General features: G+C 36.6%; 17 protein-coding genes. 16 read left to right on the top strand and 1 reads right to left on the bottom strand.

Features of this window, described 5'->3' with window-relative positions:
- Positions 1 to 25 precede the first annotated feature (25 nt).
- Both pepN and J3U56_RS00865 read left to right on the top strand, forming a co-directional pair.
- A complete protein-coding gene (pepN, locus tag J3U56_RS00870; protein ID WP_267366355.1) occupies positions 26 to 2,659 on the top strand; it encodes an aminopeptidase N in 2,634 nt (877 codons plus the stop codon).
- A 123-nt stretch (positions 2,660 to 2,782) separates the two neighbouring features.
- The gene (locus tag J3U56_RS00865; RefSeq protein WP_416379593.1) at positions 2,783 to 3,112 is read left to right on the top strand and encodes a rhodanese-like domain-containing protein; all 330 of its coding nucleotides are present in this window, start codon (positions 2,783 to 2,785) and stop codon (positions 3,110 to 3,112) included.
- A 42-nt stretch (positions 3,113 to 3,154) separates the two neighbouring features.
- Here the strand turns inward: J3U56_RS00865 and J3U56_RS00860 are convergent, their stop codons facing one another.
- Positions 3,155 to 3,997, bottom strand: a complete 843-nt coding sequence (locus J3U56_RS00860; RefSeq protein WP_267333688.1) for a MetQ/NlpA family ABC transporter substrate-binding protein — start codon at positions 3,995 to 3,997, stop codon at positions 3,155 to 3,157.
- A 179-nt stretch (positions 3,998 to 4,176) separates the two neighbouring features.
- Between J3U56_RS00860 and J3U56_RS00855 the strand changes: the two genes are divergently transcribed.
- The 14 genes from J3U56_RS00855 to J3U56_RS00790 all read left to right on the top strand — a co-directional run bounded on the left by J3U56_RS00855 (position 4,177) and on the right by J3U56_RS00790 (position 16,297).
- Positions 4,177 to 5,328, top strand: coding sequence for an amidohydrolase (locus tag J3U56_RS00855; RefSeq protein ID WP_267366353.1), 1,152 nt, complete (start codon positions 4,177 to 4,179; stop codon positions 5,326 to 5,328).
- Entirely contained in the window at positions 5,328 to 6,371 is a 1,044-nt protein-coding gene (locus J3U56_RS00850) for a methionine ABC transporter ATP-binding protein (protein ID WP_267333690.1), read from the top strand. Before J3U56_RS00855 ends, J3U56_RS00850 begins: the two co-directional genes overlap by 1 nt.
- Positions 6,372 to 7,070 carry a methionine ABC transporter permease gene (locus J3U56_RS00845; RefSeq protein WP_267348319.1) on the top strand — a complete coding sequence of 233 codons (699 nt, stop codon included), beginning with the start codon at positions 6,372 to 6,374 and terminating at the stop codon, positions 7,068 to 7,070.
- Positions 7,071 to 7,350: 280 nt separating this feature from the next.
- Positions 7,351 to 8,166 (top strand): phospholipid ABC transporter ATP-binding protein MlaF, encoded by an 816-nt coding sequence (gene mlaF, locus J3U56_RS00840; protein ID WP_267333692.1) that lies wholly within the window; start codon positions 7,351 to 7,353, stop codon positions 8,164 to 8,166.
- Positions 8,166 to 8,945, top strand: coding sequence for a lipid asymmetry maintenance ABC transporter permease subunit MlaE (mlaE, locus tag J3U56_RS00835; protein ID WP_267366351.1), 780 nt, complete (start codon positions 8,166 to 8,168; stop codon positions 8,943 to 8,945). Before mlaF ends, mlaE begins: the two co-directional genes overlap by 1 nt.
- Before the next feature lie 11 nt (positions 8,946 to 8,956).
- A complete protein-coding gene (gene mlaD, locus J3U56_RS00830) occupies positions 8,957 to 9,547 on the top strand; it encodes an outer membrane lipid asymmetry maintenance protein MlaD (RefSeq protein ID WP_267333694.1) in 591 nt (196 codons plus the stop codon).
- 2 nt (positions 9,548 to 9,549) lie between these two features.
- Complete coding sequence (mlaC, locus tag J3U56_RS00825; protein WP_267333695.1) at positions 9,550 to 10,194, top strand: phospholipid-binding protein MlaC; 645 nt, start codon at positions 9,550 to 9,552, stop codon at positions 10,192 to 10,194.
- Positions 10,195 to 10,197: 3 nt separating this feature from the next.
- Complete coding sequence (locus tag J3U56_RS00820) at positions 10,198 to 10,473, top strand: STAS domain-containing protein (protein WP_267333696.1); 276 nt, start codon at positions 10,198 to 10,200, stop codon at positions 10,471 to 10,473.
- An 85-nt stretch (positions 10,474 to 10,558) separates the two neighbouring features.
- Entirely contained in the window at positions 10,559 to 10,816 is a 258-nt protein-coding gene (locus tag J3U56_RS00815; protein ID WP_065634759.1) for a BolA family protein, read from the top strand.
- A gap of 94 nt (positions 10,817 to 10,910) precedes the next feature.
- A complete protein-coding gene (gene prlC, locus J3U56_RS00810; RefSeq protein WP_267366349.1) occupies positions 10,911 to 12,938 on the top strand; it encodes an oligopeptidase A in 2,028 nt (675 codons plus the stop codon).
- Positions 12,904 to 13,653: a class I SAM-dependent methyltransferase gene (locus J3U56_RS00805; protein ID WP_416379633.1), complete on the top strand. Its 750-nt coding sequence runs from the start codon at positions 12,904 to 12,906 to the stop codon at positions 13,651 to 13,653. Before prlC ends, J3U56_RS00805 begins: the two co-directional genes overlap by 35 nt.
- Before the next feature lie 23 nt (positions 13,654 to 13,676).
- A complete protein-coding gene (rsuA, locus tag J3U56_RS00800) occupies positions 13,677 to 14,366 on the top strand; it encodes a 16S rRNA pseudouridine(516) synthase RsuA (RefSeq protein ID WP_267366347.1) in 690 nt (229 codons plus the stop codon).
- A 93-nt stretch (positions 14,367 to 14,459) separates the two neighbouring features.
- Positions 14,460 to 15,758 carry a Bcr/CflA family multidrug efflux MFS transporter gene (locus tag J3U56_RS00795; RefSeq protein ID WP_416379725.1) on the top strand — a complete coding sequence of 433 codons (1,299 nt, stop codon included), beginning with the start codon at positions 14,460 to 14,462 and terminating at the stop codon, positions 15,756 to 15,758.
- A gap of 2 nt (positions 15,759 to 15,760) precedes the next feature.
- The gene (locus J3U56_RS00790; protein WP_267333701.1) at positions 15,761 to 16,297 is read left to right on the top strand and encodes a gamma carbonic anhydrase family protein; all 537 of its coding nucleotides are present in this window, start codon (positions 15,761 to 15,763) and stop codon (positions 16,295 to 16,297) included.
- The last annotated feature ends 58 nt before the right edge of the window (positions 16,298 to 16,355 follow it).

The raw sequence follows: 16,355 nt of genomic DNA, 5'->3' as shown, positions 1-16,355 counted from the left end.
CAAATACGAAAAGGTCTTAATAACAATGAATAGCCAAACACTTGAATTACAACCTACAGCTAAACATCGCTTAGATTATAAAACACCCGACTTTACAATTACTGACATCGACCTTGATTTTGATTTAGCGGCAGAAATAACCACAGTTATCGCCCGTAGTCATGTTATCAAAAAAAATCTTCACGCTGACAATTTAATTTTAGACGGTGAAGAACTTAAATTGGTTTCAGTAAATATTGATGAACAACCTTGGACTGATTATCAAATCACAACAACAGGATTAATCATTAAAAATGTTCCATCTGAATTTACTTTAACCATTGTTAACGAAATCAGACCAATTGATAATACCGCGCTTGAAGGACTATATGTTTCAGGGGATGCACTTTGTACACAATGTGAAGCTGAAGGATTTCGCCACATTACTTACTATTTAGATAGACCCGATGTGTTAGCCAGATTTTCAACTCGAATTACGGCCAATAAAAAACAATATCCTTATTTACTTTCTAATGGTAATCGCATTGCTCAAGGTGAACTTGACAACGATCGTCATTGGGTACAGTGGCAAGACCCGTTTCCAAAACCGGCTTATCTATTTGCCTTAGTTGCAGGTGATTTTGATATTTTAAAAGATCATTTTATCACCCAATCAAAACGTAACGTTGAACTAGAAATTTATGTCGATAAAGGTAATTTAGATCGTGCAAAATGGGCCATGACCAGCTTAAAAAATGCGATGCGCTGGGACGAAACCCGTTTTGGCTTAGAATATGACTTAGATATTTTTATGATTGTTGCCGTCGATTTTTTCAACATGGGCGCAATGGAAAACAAAGGGCTTAATATTTTCAATTCAAAATATGTACTAGCTAAACCCGAAACAGCCACTGATGATGATTACTTAGGAATTGAAGGCGTTATTGGTCACGAATATTTTCATAATTGGACAGGCAACCGTGTTACCTGTCGGGATTGGTTTCAACTCAGTTTGAAAGAAGGTTTAACAGTTTTTCGTGATCAAGAATTTAGTTCTGATATGGGATCAAGAGCGGTTAAGCGAATCAATGATGTTAAAATTATGCGCACAGTACAATTTGCTGAAGATGCAAGCCCTATGTCTCACCCTATTCGTCCTGAACAAGTTATTGAAATGAATAATTTCTATACTGTTACCGTTTATGAAAAAGGGGCAGAAGTTATTCGTATGATGCATACACTATTAGGTGAAGAAAAATTCCAAGCTGGCATGAAGCTCTATTTCAAACGTCACGATGGCAGTGCGGCTACCTGCGATGATTTTGTTGCAGCCATGCAAGATGCCTCAGGCATTGATTTAACCCAATTTAAATTATGGTATAGTCAATCAGGTACCCCTGAGCTCATCGTTACTGATAGTTATGATAAAACAAGTCAACGCTATACTTTAACGATTGAGCAACATACACCTGCAACCCAAGATCAACAGCAAAAACAAGCGTTACATATCCCAGTTGATATTGAACTGTATCGACGCAATGGTGATGTCATTGCGTTGCAATCACAAGGTAAATCGATTAACCATGTATTAAATCTTACCCAGACTAAACAGCAATTTGTTTTTGATCATATAGATGAAAAACCGATTATTTCATTGTTACGTGATTTTTCAGCGCCGGTTAAATTAACATATCATTATCAAAATGATGAACTCATTTTCTTAATGCAACATGCAACCAATGCATTTAGTCGCTACGATGCCGCACAGATGCTTTTAGCAAAATATATACGTAGTAATGTTGATAATTACCAACATAAAAAGGATCTAACCTTACCGCAAACAGTGTTAGATGCTTTTAGAGCAGTGTTATTATCAGAATCAACCGATCCTGCTCTTATCGCCCAAATATTAACTTTACCTTCAGAAAATGAAATAGCTAATCTTTTTGCTGTTGTTGATCCAATGGCCATTTATCAAGTGCGCCACTTTCTATTAACCTGTTTTGCAAATGAACTTTATGATGAATTACAGGCGGTTTATCAACATAATAAAACAACACAATATCAAATTATTCATGCTGATATTGCAAAACGCTCATTAAAAAATGCGTGTTTAACACTACTTGCTTACGCTGATGATAAGTCACAAGTAACACATCTAGTTAGCCAGCAATATTATCATGCAGATAACATGACTGATGCATTTGCTGCATTAACAACGGCTGTTAAAGCTCAACTTAATTGCCAAAAAGATCTACTAATCGATTTTGATAATAAATGGCATCAAGATGGACTCGTGATGGATAAGTGGTTAGCTTTAAATGCCACAAGCCCTGATAAGCAAGTACTAGCAACGGTGAAAAAACTATTAAATCACCGTTCATTTTCGCTAACTAACCCAAATCGCATTCGCTCTTTAATCGGTGCATTTGTCAATAACAATCCTGTCGCCTTCCATGCACAAGATGGCAGTGGTTATCAATTTTTAGTCGAAATTTTGACAGAATTAAATCAGAAAAATCCTCAAGTTGCAGCACGTTTAATCGATCCACTTATTCGTTTAAAACGTTATGATGAAAAACGACAAGAGCAAATGCGACAAGCGCTTAATGCATTACTAAAAATAGAACATCTATCTAAAGATCTTTATGAAAAAATCAGTAAAGCATTAGCCGCTTAAATGATCATTATCATCCTATTAATCATTAATAGGATGATAACTTGTAATAATTAGCGCTGTTTTTTTCAAAAAAAGTATTTAGCTTAAACTTGTTCACAACATTTTTTTAGAGTTTTTAATATGATACCTATAAAATCCATCACCGCTATTGAGCTTGCTCAAAAACTAAAACAACAACACAAACTGGTTTTACTTGACGTGCGCGAACCTAGCGAAGTCAATTTCTGCAAAATTGAGGATGCAATGCACATTCCAATGAATCTGATCCCGCTTTATTTAGATAAAATCCCCGATGAAATTGATATTGTAATTTATTGTCATCATGGCGTAAGAAGTTTAAATGTCGCAAATTATTTGGCTGAAAATGGCTTCGATACTGATTATCTCTATAATTTGACTGGAGGTATAGATGCTTGGGCATTAATGGTTGACAAAAACATGCCAAGATATTAACAAGCTCGTAACAAACTGAGCTTGTTAAAATAAGCGATTAAACTACTCTTGTGGCATCACCCAATAACCATTTTGGTTGTGCGCTTGCATATAATCTTTAAACTGTTGAGATTGATAAATACGTTTCACATCTTGGGCCCATTGACTATTTTCATTGCCTGCATTAACGACCACCATAATTTCTAAATCTGGAATTATCGTTTCTAACAGTAATGCTTTATTCGGATCAATATTCGCTGAGTAAACAATGCTACCAGGAATAACGGCAAAATCTAAATCATTCATCACGCGAGGAATATTAGCCGAATCCATCTCAATAATAGTAATGCCGGCAATATTTTGCTCGATATCATTTTTACTTACAATAATAGGATTGGTATTCGGTTTTAACTTTATCCAACCGGCTTTTTCAAGCAAATTATACGAACGGGCAGCATTAGATGCATCTTGTGGAATAGCAACTTTCGCGCCTTTAAACACTTGCTGTAACGAATTATATTTATTTGAAAATATCGCAGCGGGTACAGATGGTACATGTACAACGGGTTTCAAGTTGGCCTTACGCTGAGTATTAAACACATTCATATAAGCGGTGTGCTGTGCCACGGTCAAATCAATACTGCCCTCACTTAAAGCGACATCTGACTCAAGTAAATGTGGAAAGCTCACTAATTTCACCTTATAACCTTCAGACTCAAGTATGGGTTTCACTGCGTCTTTAAATAATTCATTATAAGGCCCTGGTGATACTCCCATACTAATCTCTTTTTTAGTTTGATTATTGGCTTGCTTTGAAGAATTATCACAAGCTGTTAGTAAAAATAGAAAACTTAATATCGATAAAACCAAAATATTTTTATGCAATTTTGTAAAACGATGCTTCATATTAACTATCCCCAATAAGCTATAAACTTAACCCTACTCTAGCATAGAAAAAATAGTTCATTTATTCCAAGTTATTCTATCTTATAACTTTTTGGAATAAGATATAAAAAACGATTATTAGGTTGCTAAATTAAGCTATGCTACGTTAATACTATCTATAATTATTTGTTGGATATACCATGAGTGAATCAATTGCAGACAGTATTCATCAGCTTTTTAGAAAATTACATCAACATCCTGAGCTTTCTAATCAAGAGTATGAAACGACCAAAACAATTAGGTATTATTTACAAAAGGCACATATTCGAATTTTAGAGCTTGGTGCAAAAACAGGCGTCATAGCAGAAATAGGCTCAGGCTCACCAGTGCTCGCATTACGTGCAGATATTGATGCATTACCGATTAATGAACAAACAGCCTGCAATTATAAATCTCAAACGCCCGATGTCATGCACGCTTGTGGCCATGATGTACATACGTCGATTCTAATGGGTGCAGCTTACTTGCTTAAACAACACGAACAAGACTTAAAAGGTACGATTCGCTTATTATTTCAACCCGCAGAAGAAAACTTTAGCGGCGCATTACAATTTATAGATATTGGTGCATTGAAAGGGGTTGATGCAATATTGGGGCTCCATAATAACCCCAATTTAACTATCAATCAGATGGCATCACGTTCTGGCCCTTTTTCGGCCAATGTTGATCGCATTGAAATCACAATAAAAGGGGTCGGAGCCCATGCAGCAAGACCAGAATCGGGAATCGATCCCATTGTGATAGGGGCACAAATTGTTAGTGCCATGCAAACAATCTCTAGCCGAACAATAAGTGGACTTGATGCAGTTATTGTTAGCATCACAAAATTTCAAGGTGGTAACACTTGGAATGTCATCCCCGAAACAGTAGAAATGGAAGGCACTGTGCGAACTTTAACGCCACAAGTGAGGGCAAAAGTAAAACAACAACTACAAAGTATTATTGAAAACATCGCGATTGCCATGGGCGCAAAAGCCGAATTAAGATGGTTTGATGGTCCACCTTCTGTCATTAACGATGGCAAATGGGTTGCATTTGCCCAGTCAATCGCTAAGCAAATGGGTTATGAAGTAATCGATTTTAAACCGCAACTAGGTGGCGAAGATTTTGCCCACTATCTACATCAAGTACCGGGGGCTTTTATTAATCTCGGTTCACAAAGCCCTTATGCGCTTCATCATCCAAAATTTGAAATCAACATAGACATGATAATGCCAGCTGTAAATTATTTATATATACTTGCTAAACAAGCATTAATTGAATTAGAACACCAATTAACAGGTATTAAATAATGATTAAATTTGAAAATGTCTCTAAGCAATATGAGCGAAACGGCATCACCACTCAGGCGCTGCACAATATTAATTTAACCATTGATAAAGGTGATATCTATGGCATTATTGGCTATAGTGGAGCGGGAAAAAGTACCTTAGTTCGCTTAATTAACTTTCTTGAAAAACCCACAACAGGAAATGTTATTGTCCAAGATCAACAACTAAATCAACTATCAAATGCTGACTTACGTCATGTAAGACAAAAAATTGGCATGATTTTTCAGCATTTTAATTTACTGGAATCTAAAACTGTATTTGAAAATATCGCTATTCCATTAATTTTAATCAAAAAAGATAAGCAAACAATAAAACAAAAAGTTTATGAGCTATTAGAATTTGTGGGATTAAGTGATAAAGCCAATAGCTACCCTAAGGAACTTTCTGGTGGACAAAAACAGCGCATTGGTATTGCCCGTGCATTGGCGAATGACCCTGATATTTTACTTTGTGATGAAGCGACTTCAGCGCTTGATCCACAAACAACACAATCAATTTTAGATTTAATCAAAAAAATCAATGAAAAATATAAGATCACTGTAGTACTTATTACTCATGAAATGCATGTGATTGAGCAAATTTGTCATAAAGTCGCGGTAATGGAAAAAGGCCAAATTATTGAGCATGGTAATGTACTGGACGTATTTGGTCATCCAAAGCATCATACTACTCAAAACTTTGTCAGTTCTGTGATTAATGACCAGATCCCAACTGGTGTTGTTGAAAACTTAATTGAAATAGAAGGTGATAAAGATAATATCCAATTATTCAAACTCGAATTTTTAGGAAGATCAGCCTCAGAGCCTGTCATCAATTCGCTGATATTAAAGCAAAAAGTAGTCGTCAACATCTTGTTTGCCCATATGTCAGAAATTGAAAAAACAGTACTCGGCAGTATGTTTGTTCAATTAAAAGGCAACAACAATGATATTGAAGAATCAGTACTATATCTACGTCAGTGTGGTGTACAAGTCACCGAGATTAAACAATGGGAGAGGAATTAAATGGAAACCTTAAATAATATTATCAATTACTTAAGTTCTTGTTTTGCCACTACACTAACCGCTGAACAATTTATTCAAGCGTCGTACGAAACCTTAATAATGGTGTTTTTTGCTTTGGTACTAGGTTCGTTACTGGGGATTCCTCTTGGTATCTGTTTAGTTACCACACGACCATCAGGATTATTAGAAAGTCGTAAAATATATCGAATCATCAACCCAATAATTAATCTGCTACGCTCTTTACCGTTTATTATTTTATTAGTAGCGATCTTACCTTTCACTAAACTCATTGTAGGCAGTTCGATCGGCACAGCAGCAGCAATTGTCCCCCTAACAGTATACGTCGCGCCTTATATTGCGCGATTAGTCGAAAACTCACTGCTAGAAGTCAATAGTGGCATTATAGAAGCCGCTGAGTCTATGGGAGCAACACCATTACAAATTATTTGGCACTTTATGTTGCCCGAAGCTTTTAGCTCTTTAATTTTAACCCTGACGACAGCAACAATAGGCTTAATTAGCGCAACGGCTATGGCTGGTGCAGTTGGGGCTGGCGGGATTGGAGATTTAGCCATATCCTATGGTTATCAACGTTTTGATACAACTGTTGTCATTATTACAGTTGTGATATTAATTATCACTGTGCAACTCGTACAAAGTCTTGGTAATTATTTAGCACGAAAAGCAAGGCATGAATAACTAACGTAACCAATTATCACAAGTAATGACTTTAGAATCAAAAGATGAGGGTTACGGCCCTCATTTATAATTATTCACAAAATGTTTACTCTATTGAATTTTAATGATTACCTGTCAATAAACCACTAAATTAGTGTAAACTTTTCTATTAAAATTTAATTAGTTATTCTTATCTACTAAAATTCGTCAATAATTGGTTAATCTATTTAATAGATTTCATTATTCGCAAATATCAAGTAAAATAAGCACAACTTTCATTATGGTAGTGTAGGAAATCAATGTGACGAACACATTACAACAAAATTTGGTCGAAATACACGATATGTCTTTCTATCGAGGTAGCCGGCCGATTTACAAAAATATGAATTTAAATGTGCCTAAAGGCAAAGTAACTGCCATTATGGGGCCGTCTGGAATAGGTAAAACAACACTGCTTCGCCTAATTGGTGGTCAACTCAAACCTCAAGCGGGAAAAATTTTATTTGATGGTGAAGACATACCCAGCATGTCCCGTTCCAGACTGTATGAAGTCCGTAAACGCATGAGTATGTTATTCCAATCTGGTGCACTATTTACTGATTTATCAGTCTTTGATAATGTGGCTTACCCCCTTCGTGAGCACCTTAATCTACCAGAACCCATATTGCACAATTTAGTGCTAATGAAATTACAGTCCGTTGGTTTACGCGGTGCAGCGCAGATGATGCCTTCAGAATTATCTGGCGGTATGGCACGGCGAGCAGCTTTAGCCAGAGCAATAGCACTTGATCCAGATCTTATTATGTTTGACGAGCCATTTGCAGGGCAAGACCCCATATCTATGGGCGTTATAGTTAAACTTATTGCTGAGATTAATCAATCACTGGGATTAACCTGTATTGTTGTTAGTCACGATGTGAATGAAGTATTAAGTATTGCTGATTATGCTTATATCGTTGCAGAACAACACATTATTGCAGGTGGCACTGCTCAGCAGTTACGTGACAATGATGATTTGCGTGTAAAACAATTTCTGGAAGGACTGGCTGATGGTCCGGTTCCATTTCATTATCCTGCTGATGATTACAAATTAGACCTAAGCAGAGGTATAAAATAATGTTGAATTTACTGGCAAAACTGGGACAAGCAACCATTAATACCATTGCAATGGTTGGGCGTTCGGGAATGATGCTATTTGGCGCACTGATTGGCCGACCGCAATTTGGTAAACAATTCCCCTTACTTATCAAACAATTTTATTTTGTCGGTGTACAATCACTGACTATTATTATCGTATCAGGTCTGTTTATTGGTATGGTACTTGCTCTTCAAGGCTACTTTATTTTAACCACCTTTGGTGCTGAAGCAAGTTTAGGAATGATGGTTGCGCTTGCTCTACTCAGAGAATTAGGTCCAGTCGTTGCAGGCTTATTATTTGCTGGACGTGCGGGTTCTGCCTTAACAGCAGAAATAGGTCTTATGAAAGCAACAGAACAGTTATCAAGCATGGAAATGATGGCAATCGACCCGCTACGACGAATCATTGCACCACGCTTTTGGGCGGGTTTTTTTAGTATGCCTTTTTTAACGGCTATTTTTGTCACTGTTGGCATTTTGGGTGGTGTTTTAGTTGGCGTAGACTGGAAAGGAATTGACGCTGGCTTTTTTTGGTCCTCCATTCAAAGTAATGTTGATTGGTGGCATGATTTAGGCAATTGTTTTATTAAAAGCTTCGCCTTTGCAATCGCCAGTACTTGGATTGCACTATTTAATGGTTACGATTGTGTACCAACATCTGAAGGAATTAGTCGGGCAACAACAAACACCGTTGTCTATTCATCATTAGTTATTTTGGGGTTAGATTTTATCCTAACCGCATTAATGTTTAGTCATTGAGGTCATTAAACATGAGTCGTAAAGTCGAAATTACCGTTGGATTATTTATGGTGCTGGTTATTCTTTCAGTACTATTTTTATGCTTTAGAGTGACTGACCCCACATCATTTAGCAGTCATAACACTTATCGTGTTTATGCTGTATTTGATAATATTGGTGGATTAAAAGTACGCTCGCCAATAAAAATTGGGGGTGTTGTCATTGGTCGAGTCAGTAATATTACCTTACAATCATCAGACAACGATGTGTATAAACCCTATGTCACCATGGATATTGATACACAATATAACAAGATCCCAAGTTCCAGTTCTTTATCGATTAAAACCTCTGGTTTATTAGGCGAACAATTTATTGATATTAACTTTGGACTTGATCAAAGTACGGAACATGAACTTGATGCATTAGATGCGGATAGTGCAAGTAGTACGCCAATAGCAAAAGATAATAAGCCTGCTTATTTTCAAGAAGGTTTAGTTATTAACAATACTAAACCAGCTATGGTCATAGAGGATTTAATTGGGCAATTCCTTTATAGTGCTGGCGGTTCTTCCGATAAGGACAAAAAACAAACTACACCAGATACCAATGAAAGTAAGGAGTAATTATGTTAATCAGATTTAAACAAGTAATTTTTTTCGTATTCGCATTAGCATTCAGCACATTTGCGCTTGCTGATAACGATCCATACAAAGATATGCAAGTTGCAGCCGATAAGATTTTTAATACCATTAAATCTCAATCAGCTACAATCAAAACCAATCCCAATAAATTGAAGGAAATAGTTAGAACTGATTTATTACCTTATGTGCAAGTTAAATATGCTGGTGCATTAATTTTAGGTAATTACTACAAGAGTGCTTCTGAGGCGCAACGTACCGCTTATTTCAATGCATTTGAAAACTATTTAGTTCAAGCTTTTGCCCAAGCACTATCGATGTATAACGGTCAAACTTATCAAGTCGAAGCAGCAAAAGATCTAACGGGTAAAACTTTAGTTTCAATTCGTGTATTATTAATCCAACCCGATAAAAGCCAGCAACCATTACGTATCGATTTTCAATGGCGTAAAAATTCTGTCACAGGGGAATGGAAAGCATACGACTTAATTGCTGAAGGTGTGAGTATGATTACCACTAAACAAAATGAGTGGTCGACTATATTACGTCAAGATGGTATTGATGCATTAACCAAACAATTAACTGATCTTTCAAATCGTAATATTGATCCTAACGCTAAACCAAAAGGCTAGCCTATGATGTCGCGAATTAAAGCAGACAAACAACACAATGTCTTATATTTAAAGGGTGAGCTAGATGCTCACTCCCTTAATGAAATATGGTCAACTCAGCGTAGTATTTTAAATGGCGTTACAACGATTGATGTTGCTCAGTTAACTCGAGTTGACTCTTCTGGACTAGCAACATTAGTTTATTTTTGTACTAAATATCAAACCAAATTAATGGGCATTAATCCGCAATTACAAACTCTAATTGCACTGTATGACTTACAGCCAGTTATTATGGCTTAATTCATATTGTTGTGTTATTACCAAACATAAATATTAGCTTAAACAACTTAATATAAAGTTAGAATATTCATACTGAGTTACAATCATGGACAAACAACAAATTATAGACAAATTAAATAGTTCCCTTAACCTTGACAATGTATATGTTATGACTGACGATGGTAGTCATTTTCAGGTTATTGCAGTCAGTGAACTATTTGCAGATTTGAGCCGAGTCAAAAAACAGCAATTGATTTATGCACCTTTAGCCGAATTCATTAATGACAATCGTATCCACGCATTATCTATCAAAACCTATACACCAACTGAATGGCAGCGTGAACGCAAATTAATGGGATTATAAACTATTCCTTAACACAAAATACTTGACTTGCGTTTTTTTACCCGCACATAATGTTCACTCATTAGATAAAATCTTTGTAGAAAGGTATCGAAACATGACCAACCCATTATTAACCAATGCTCCATTACCGCTATTTTCTCAAATCAAGCCTGAGCACGTTCTACCTGCTGTAAAGCAAGCTTTAAACAATTGTCGCAACACAATTGAAACAGTGCTAAAACAAAATAGTGAATATACTTGGGACAACTTAATTCAACCTATTGATGAAATGGATGAAAAATTTGGGCGAGTTTGGTCACCGGTCAGCCACCTTAATTCTGTAAAAAATAGCCCTGAATTACGTAAAGCTTATGAAGCATGTTTACCATTATTATCAGAATACAGCACATGGGTTGGACAACATAAACCTCTCTATCAAGCTTACAAACAACTAAAACAAAGCGACAATTACAATAAGCTTTGCAAAGCACAAAAAAAAGTAATTGATAACGCGTTACGTGATTTTGAATTGTCAGGAATAGGCTTGCCTGATGATAAACAAAAACGTTATGGTGAAATTGTGGCCAAATTATCAGAATTATCCTCACAATATAGCAACAACGTATTAGATGCAACGATGGGCTGGACAAAACTAATAACAGATGAAAAACAGTTGTCTGGTATGCCTGAAAGTGCGCTTGCTGCAGCAAAAGAACAAGCCAAATCAAAAGGACAAGAAGGCTGGCTAATTACTTTAGATATTCCAAGTTACCAACCTGTTATGACTTATTGTGATAACCGTGAGTTACGTTTTGAGCTCTATCAAGCTTATAATACCCGGGCTTCAGATCAAGGTCCGAACGCGGGTAAATGGGATAATACACAAATCATCGAGCAAATTTTAACGTTAAGAGATGAACTCGCTAAATTACTTGGCTTTGATACTTATGCTGACAAATCTTTAGCCACTAAAATGGCGCAATCAGTCCATCAAGTTACTGAGTTCTTGACTGATTTAGCTAATAAAGCCAAACCACAAGGTGAAAAAGAATTAGCGGAGTTGAAACGCTATGCCTATGAATTTTTTGGTGCCAGCGATATCAAACCGTGGGATATTGCCTATTACAGTGAAAAACAAAAACAATACCTTTATACCATTAATAACGAAGAACTCCGACCTTATTTTCCTGAACAACGAGTGATAAATGGCTTATTTGAAGTTGTCCATCGTATTTTTGGTATTACCGCTAAAGAACGACAAGGTGTTGAAGTATGGTACCCTGATGTCAAATTTTATGATTTATATAATACTAGTGGCGAGCTAAAAGGCAGTTTTTATCTTGATTTGTATGCTCGTGAACATAAACGTGGTGGTGCATGGATGGATGATTGTATCGGCCGCATGCGTTTTGCCGATGGTCACATACAAAAACCCGTTGCTTATTTAACTTGTAACTTTAATCGACCAATTGGTGATAAACCCGCGTTATTTACGCATGACGAAGTAACCACCCTATTCCATGAGTTTGGTCATGGCTTGCATCATATGTTAACCGAAATTGATGTATCATCAGTTGCAGGTATTAATGGCGTAGCTTGGGATGCGGTTGAATTACCGAGTCAATTTTTAGAAAACTGGTGCTGGCAACCTGAAGCATTAGCCTTCATTTCAGGACATTATCAAACCGGTGAGCCTTTACCACCAGAAATGCTAGAAAAAATGCTCGATGCGAAAAACTATCAAGCCGCTCTATTTATTTTACGTCAATTAGAGTTTGGCTTATTTGATTTTAAACTTCATAGCCAGAAAAACCCTGATATCTTAACCACTCTGGCAGAGGTTAGAAAACAAGTTGCTGTCGTACCAACAGTTGAATGGGGACGATTCCCTCACGCTTTTAGTCATATTTTTGCAGGCGGATATGCCGCTGGTTATTACAGTTATTTATGGGCCGAAGTGTTATCAGCCGATGCCTTTTCACGCTTCGAAGAAGAAGGCATTTTCAATGCTAAAACGGGTAATGCCTTTTTGGATAATATTTTGTCACAAGGTGGCAGTGATGAACCCATGACATTATTTAAAAATTTCCGTGGACGTGAACCCCAACTTGAGGCTCTGCTTCGTCACTATGGTATCCACTAACGCCAACCTAGCTCAGCTAAAATTATTAGCTGAGCAGTGGTTAACCTTAAACCCAACTATTCCCTTTGCATTAGTAACAGATAACCATCAACTCGTATTACAAAAAACTGATGAGCCAAAACTTGGTGCGATAAAAGTCGATTTTGTATCAGGGGCAATGGCGCATCGCCGCCAATTTGGCGGTGGGCGTGGTGAAGCCATTGCCAAAGCAGTAGGTGTAAAAGGTGAGTATTTACCAACAGTTGTGGACGCAACAGCTGGACTCGGTCGTGATGCATTCGTATTAGCAGCAATCGGTTGTCATGTCACAATGTTTGAAAGGCATCCCGTTGTGGCTGCATTATTAGCTGATGGTTTACAGCGAGGTTACCAAGATCCAATAATAGGCAATTGGTTACCGCAACGGTTAAACATGTTTTATAATTCAAGCCAAACAGGTCTATTGTCATTGCACGAAAAACCCGATGTGGTGTATCTCGATCCAATGTTTCCACATCGACAAAAAAGTGCACTAGTCAAAAAAGAGATGCGCATTTTTCAACAGTTAGTGGGTAGTGACTTAGATTCAGATAGTTTACTTGAGCCAGCTAGACGATTAGCTAAAAAACGCGTAGTCGTTAAACGACCTGATTATGCGCCATTTTTAGCCGAGCAAAAACCAACAGCCGAAATTAAAACTAAAAATCACCGTTTTGATATTTATACACCTTTTTAAAACAGAGGAAGATTACTCAGATTATGCGATTAGATAAATTTCTAGCTCATCACTTAGGTATAAGCAGAACAATCGTGAATAAAGAACTTAGAGCACAAAAAGTGACTGTTGATGGCGAAATAATAAAATCAGGCGCCTACCAAATATCACCGGCACAAGTGGTTGAGTACGATGGCGTCGAAATTGTGCCAGTCACCGAACATCGTTATTTTATGCTTAATAAACCACAAGGTTATGTTTGCTCAACCGATGATCCCGATCATCCAACAATTCTATATTTTATCGACGAACCAATGGCTGAAAAGTTGCACGCAGCCGGCAGATTAGATCTTGATACAACAGGTTTAGTACTATTAACAGACGATGGTAAGTGGTCACATCGTATTACTTCACCTAAACATCACTGTGAAAAAGTCTATCAAGTCACGGTTGAACACCCCCTAAGCATCGAACTCATCGATATATTTGCCAAAGGCATTCAACTAAAAAGTGAGAAGTCACTCACAAAGCCGGCTAAACTAAATATTATTGACCCATATCACGCAGAGCTAACCATTAGTGAAGGTCGATACCATCAAGTTAAACGTATGTTTGCCGCAGTTAATAATCATGTTGTTCAGTTACATCGAAAACAAATTGGCACCATTATGCTAGATATTCCTGAGGGCGAATACCGTCCACTTACTGAAGAAGAAATCAACTCTTTTAGTTAGCTTCAAATTTTATCGTAACAATAAAAGTGAATAAATGATTGTCTCTTAAAGTCAATAAATACCGTTAAGTCATAATTAACGGTATTATCGATTATGTTGCCACATCATCATGCACTTTTAGTTGAAGAACTTTATAGGAACCCAAACGTGCAAAACTCAAATACTCAAGTAGAATTTAAAATTTCTAAAAAAGCACTGATCTTTATCCTTGGATTGCTATCTATGTTAATGCCTTTATCCATTGATATGTATTTACCGAGTATGCCAACAATTGCTCACGACTTTAATGTAGCTGATGCAACCGTTCAACTTACAATTAGCTGTTATTTATTAGGGTTTTCCTTTGGCCAACTCTTATTTGGACCACTTACAGACAGTTATGGCCGGCGAAATATTCTTATTATTGGTCTGATTATTTTTGTTTTTGCCGCCTTTGGTTGTGCTATTGCTGGCAATATTAATCAATTGATAACTGCACGTTTTTTCCATGGGATTGCAGCTGCTGCAACCACAATAGTGATTAATGCTTTAATGAAAGATATTTATCGTGACCGTGATGAGTTTTCAAAAATGATGTCTTTTGTGATGTTAATCTCTAACGTAGCACCATTATTAGCGCCAATCATTGGTGGTTTTATTTTATATTGGTTCAATTGGCAAGCAAACTTTTATACCATTTGCCTAATGGCGATCATTTGCTTTGGTCTGGTGGTAAGTTATATTCCAGAAACACTTGCCAAAGCTAAGCGTGATAAATTTAGTATCATTCGAATATTAAGTAATTTCATTACACTATTTCGACATCGCCAAGCCTTAACTTATATGCTAATAGGCGCTTTTGCTGGTGCTGGATTATTTTCATTTTTAAGTTTAGGGCCTTTTGTTTACATGAACTTACATGGCGTTGCATCCACCAATTTTGGTTACTATTTTGCACTTAATATTGTGGTAATGGTAATGATGAATACCTTAAATAGCCGCTTTGTTAAACTTGTTGGTTCTATCAAAATGATGCAATTAGGGCTGTTAATCCAATTTATCATGGCGATAGGACTTTTGATTGGAACATTATTTAATTTTGGATTTATCTATTTGGTCGTGTGTATTGCAGGTTACATTGGATGCATGTCAACAGTTGGTGGTAATAGTATGGCTGTGGTATTAGACTTCTATCCGCATATTGCCGGTACAGCATCGTCACTAGCTGGTACCATTCGATTCGCCATAGCAGGAGCAATTGGTATATCATTATCAATGCTAGTCTCGATTCATAAAACGGTAACACCAATTAATGATAATACCACAGAGTGGTTAATGGTTGGTTCTATGGTGTTGTGCAATTTTCTTGCGGTTGGCTTATTTTTGAGTGTCAAAAATATTAAAAGGAAATAACCATGATTTATCAATTAGATGATTTATGCCCACAAATTCACCCAGATTGTTTTATTGCCAAATCGGCTGATATTATTGGTAATGTGACGCTTGAGCAAGGGGTATCCATCTGGTTTAACGCGGTATTACGAGGTGATATTGCAAGTATTCATATTGGCAAAAACAGCAACATTCAAGATAATTGTACTGTGCATATCGAGACTAACATACCGTGTATTGTTGGTGAAAATGTTACAATTGGCCATAATGTGATTCTTCATAGCTGCACAATTGAAGATAATGTCTTAATCGGAATGGGAAGTACGATTTTAAATCATGCCAAAATTGCTAAAAACTGTCTGGTTGGTGCTAATTCTTTAGTTACTCATAGTTTACCTTATCAAGAAGGCTGCTTAATTATGGGATCACCAGCGAAAATAATTCGGCAACTTACCGAAGCCGAAATTGCAGCAAATATTAAAAATGCCCAAAATTATGTCAAAAATGGACAAAGGTTTAATAAAAATCTAATGGCAATTAATCGCTCACAGTCACAATAAATTACGTTTTATATTTTATTCACTCTGTGAGCAAAAGTAATTTATGATAAAATGCCAA

Source organism: Gilliamella sp. B2824 (assembly GCF_026536245.1).
GTDB lineage: Bacteria > Pseudomonadota > Gammaproteobacteria > Enterobacterales > Orbaceae > Gilliamella.
This window is presented reverse-complemented; position numbering and strand designations above follow the sequence as displayed.

Coding starts and splice junctions, on each gene's coding strand:
- pepN (WP_267366355.1), top strand. CDS start 26: ATGAATAGCCAAACACTTGAATTACAACCTACAGCTAAACATCGCTTA.
- mlaC (WP_267333695.1), top strand. CDS start 9,550: ATGTTAATCAGATTTAAACAAGTAATTTTTTTCGTATTCGCATTAGCA.
- J3U56_RS00795 (WP_416379725.1), top strand. CDS start 14,460: ATGTTGCCACATCATCATGCACTTTTAGTTGAAGAACTTTATAGGAAC.
- mlaD (WP_267333694.1), top strand. CDS start 8,957: ATGAGTCGTAAAGTCGAAATTACCGTTGGATTATTTATGGTGCTGGTT.
- J3U56_RS00790 (WP_267333701.1), top strand. CDS start 15,761: ATGATTTATCAATTAGATGATTTATGCCCACAAATTCACCCAGATTGT.
- J3U56_RS00815 (WP_065634759.1), top strand. CDS start 10,559: ATGGACAAACAACAAATTATAGACAAATTAAATAGTTCCCTTAACCTT.
- J3U56_RS00860 (WP_267333688.1), bottom strand. CDS start 3,997: ATGAAGCATCGTTTTACAAAATTGCATAAAAATATTTTGGTTTTATCG.
- J3U56_RS00845 (WP_267348319.1), top strand. CDS start 6,372: ATGGAAACCTTAAATAATATTATCAATTACTTAAGTTCTTGTTTTGCC.
- J3U56_RS00850 (WP_267333690.1), top strand. CDS start 5,328: ATGATTAAATTTGAAAATGTCTCTAAGCAATATGAGCGAAACGGCATC.
- J3U56_RS00820 (WP_267333696.1), top strand. CDS start 10,198: ATGATGTCGCGAATTAAAGCAGACAAACAACACAATGTCTTATATTTA.
- rsuA (WP_267366347.1), top strand. CDS start 13,677: ATGCGATTAGATAAATTTCTAGCTCATCACTTAGGTATAAGCAGAACA.
- mlaE (WP_267366351.1), top strand. CDS start 8,166: ATGTTGAATTTACTGGCAAAACTGGGACAAGCAACCATTAATACCATT.
- prlC (WP_267366349.1), top strand. CDS start 10,911: ATGACCAACCCATTATTAACCAATGCTCCATTACCGCTATTTTCTCAA.
- J3U56_RS00855 (WP_267366353.1), top strand. CDS start 4,177: ATGAGTGAATCAATTGCAGACAGTATTCATCAGCTTTTTAGAAAATTA.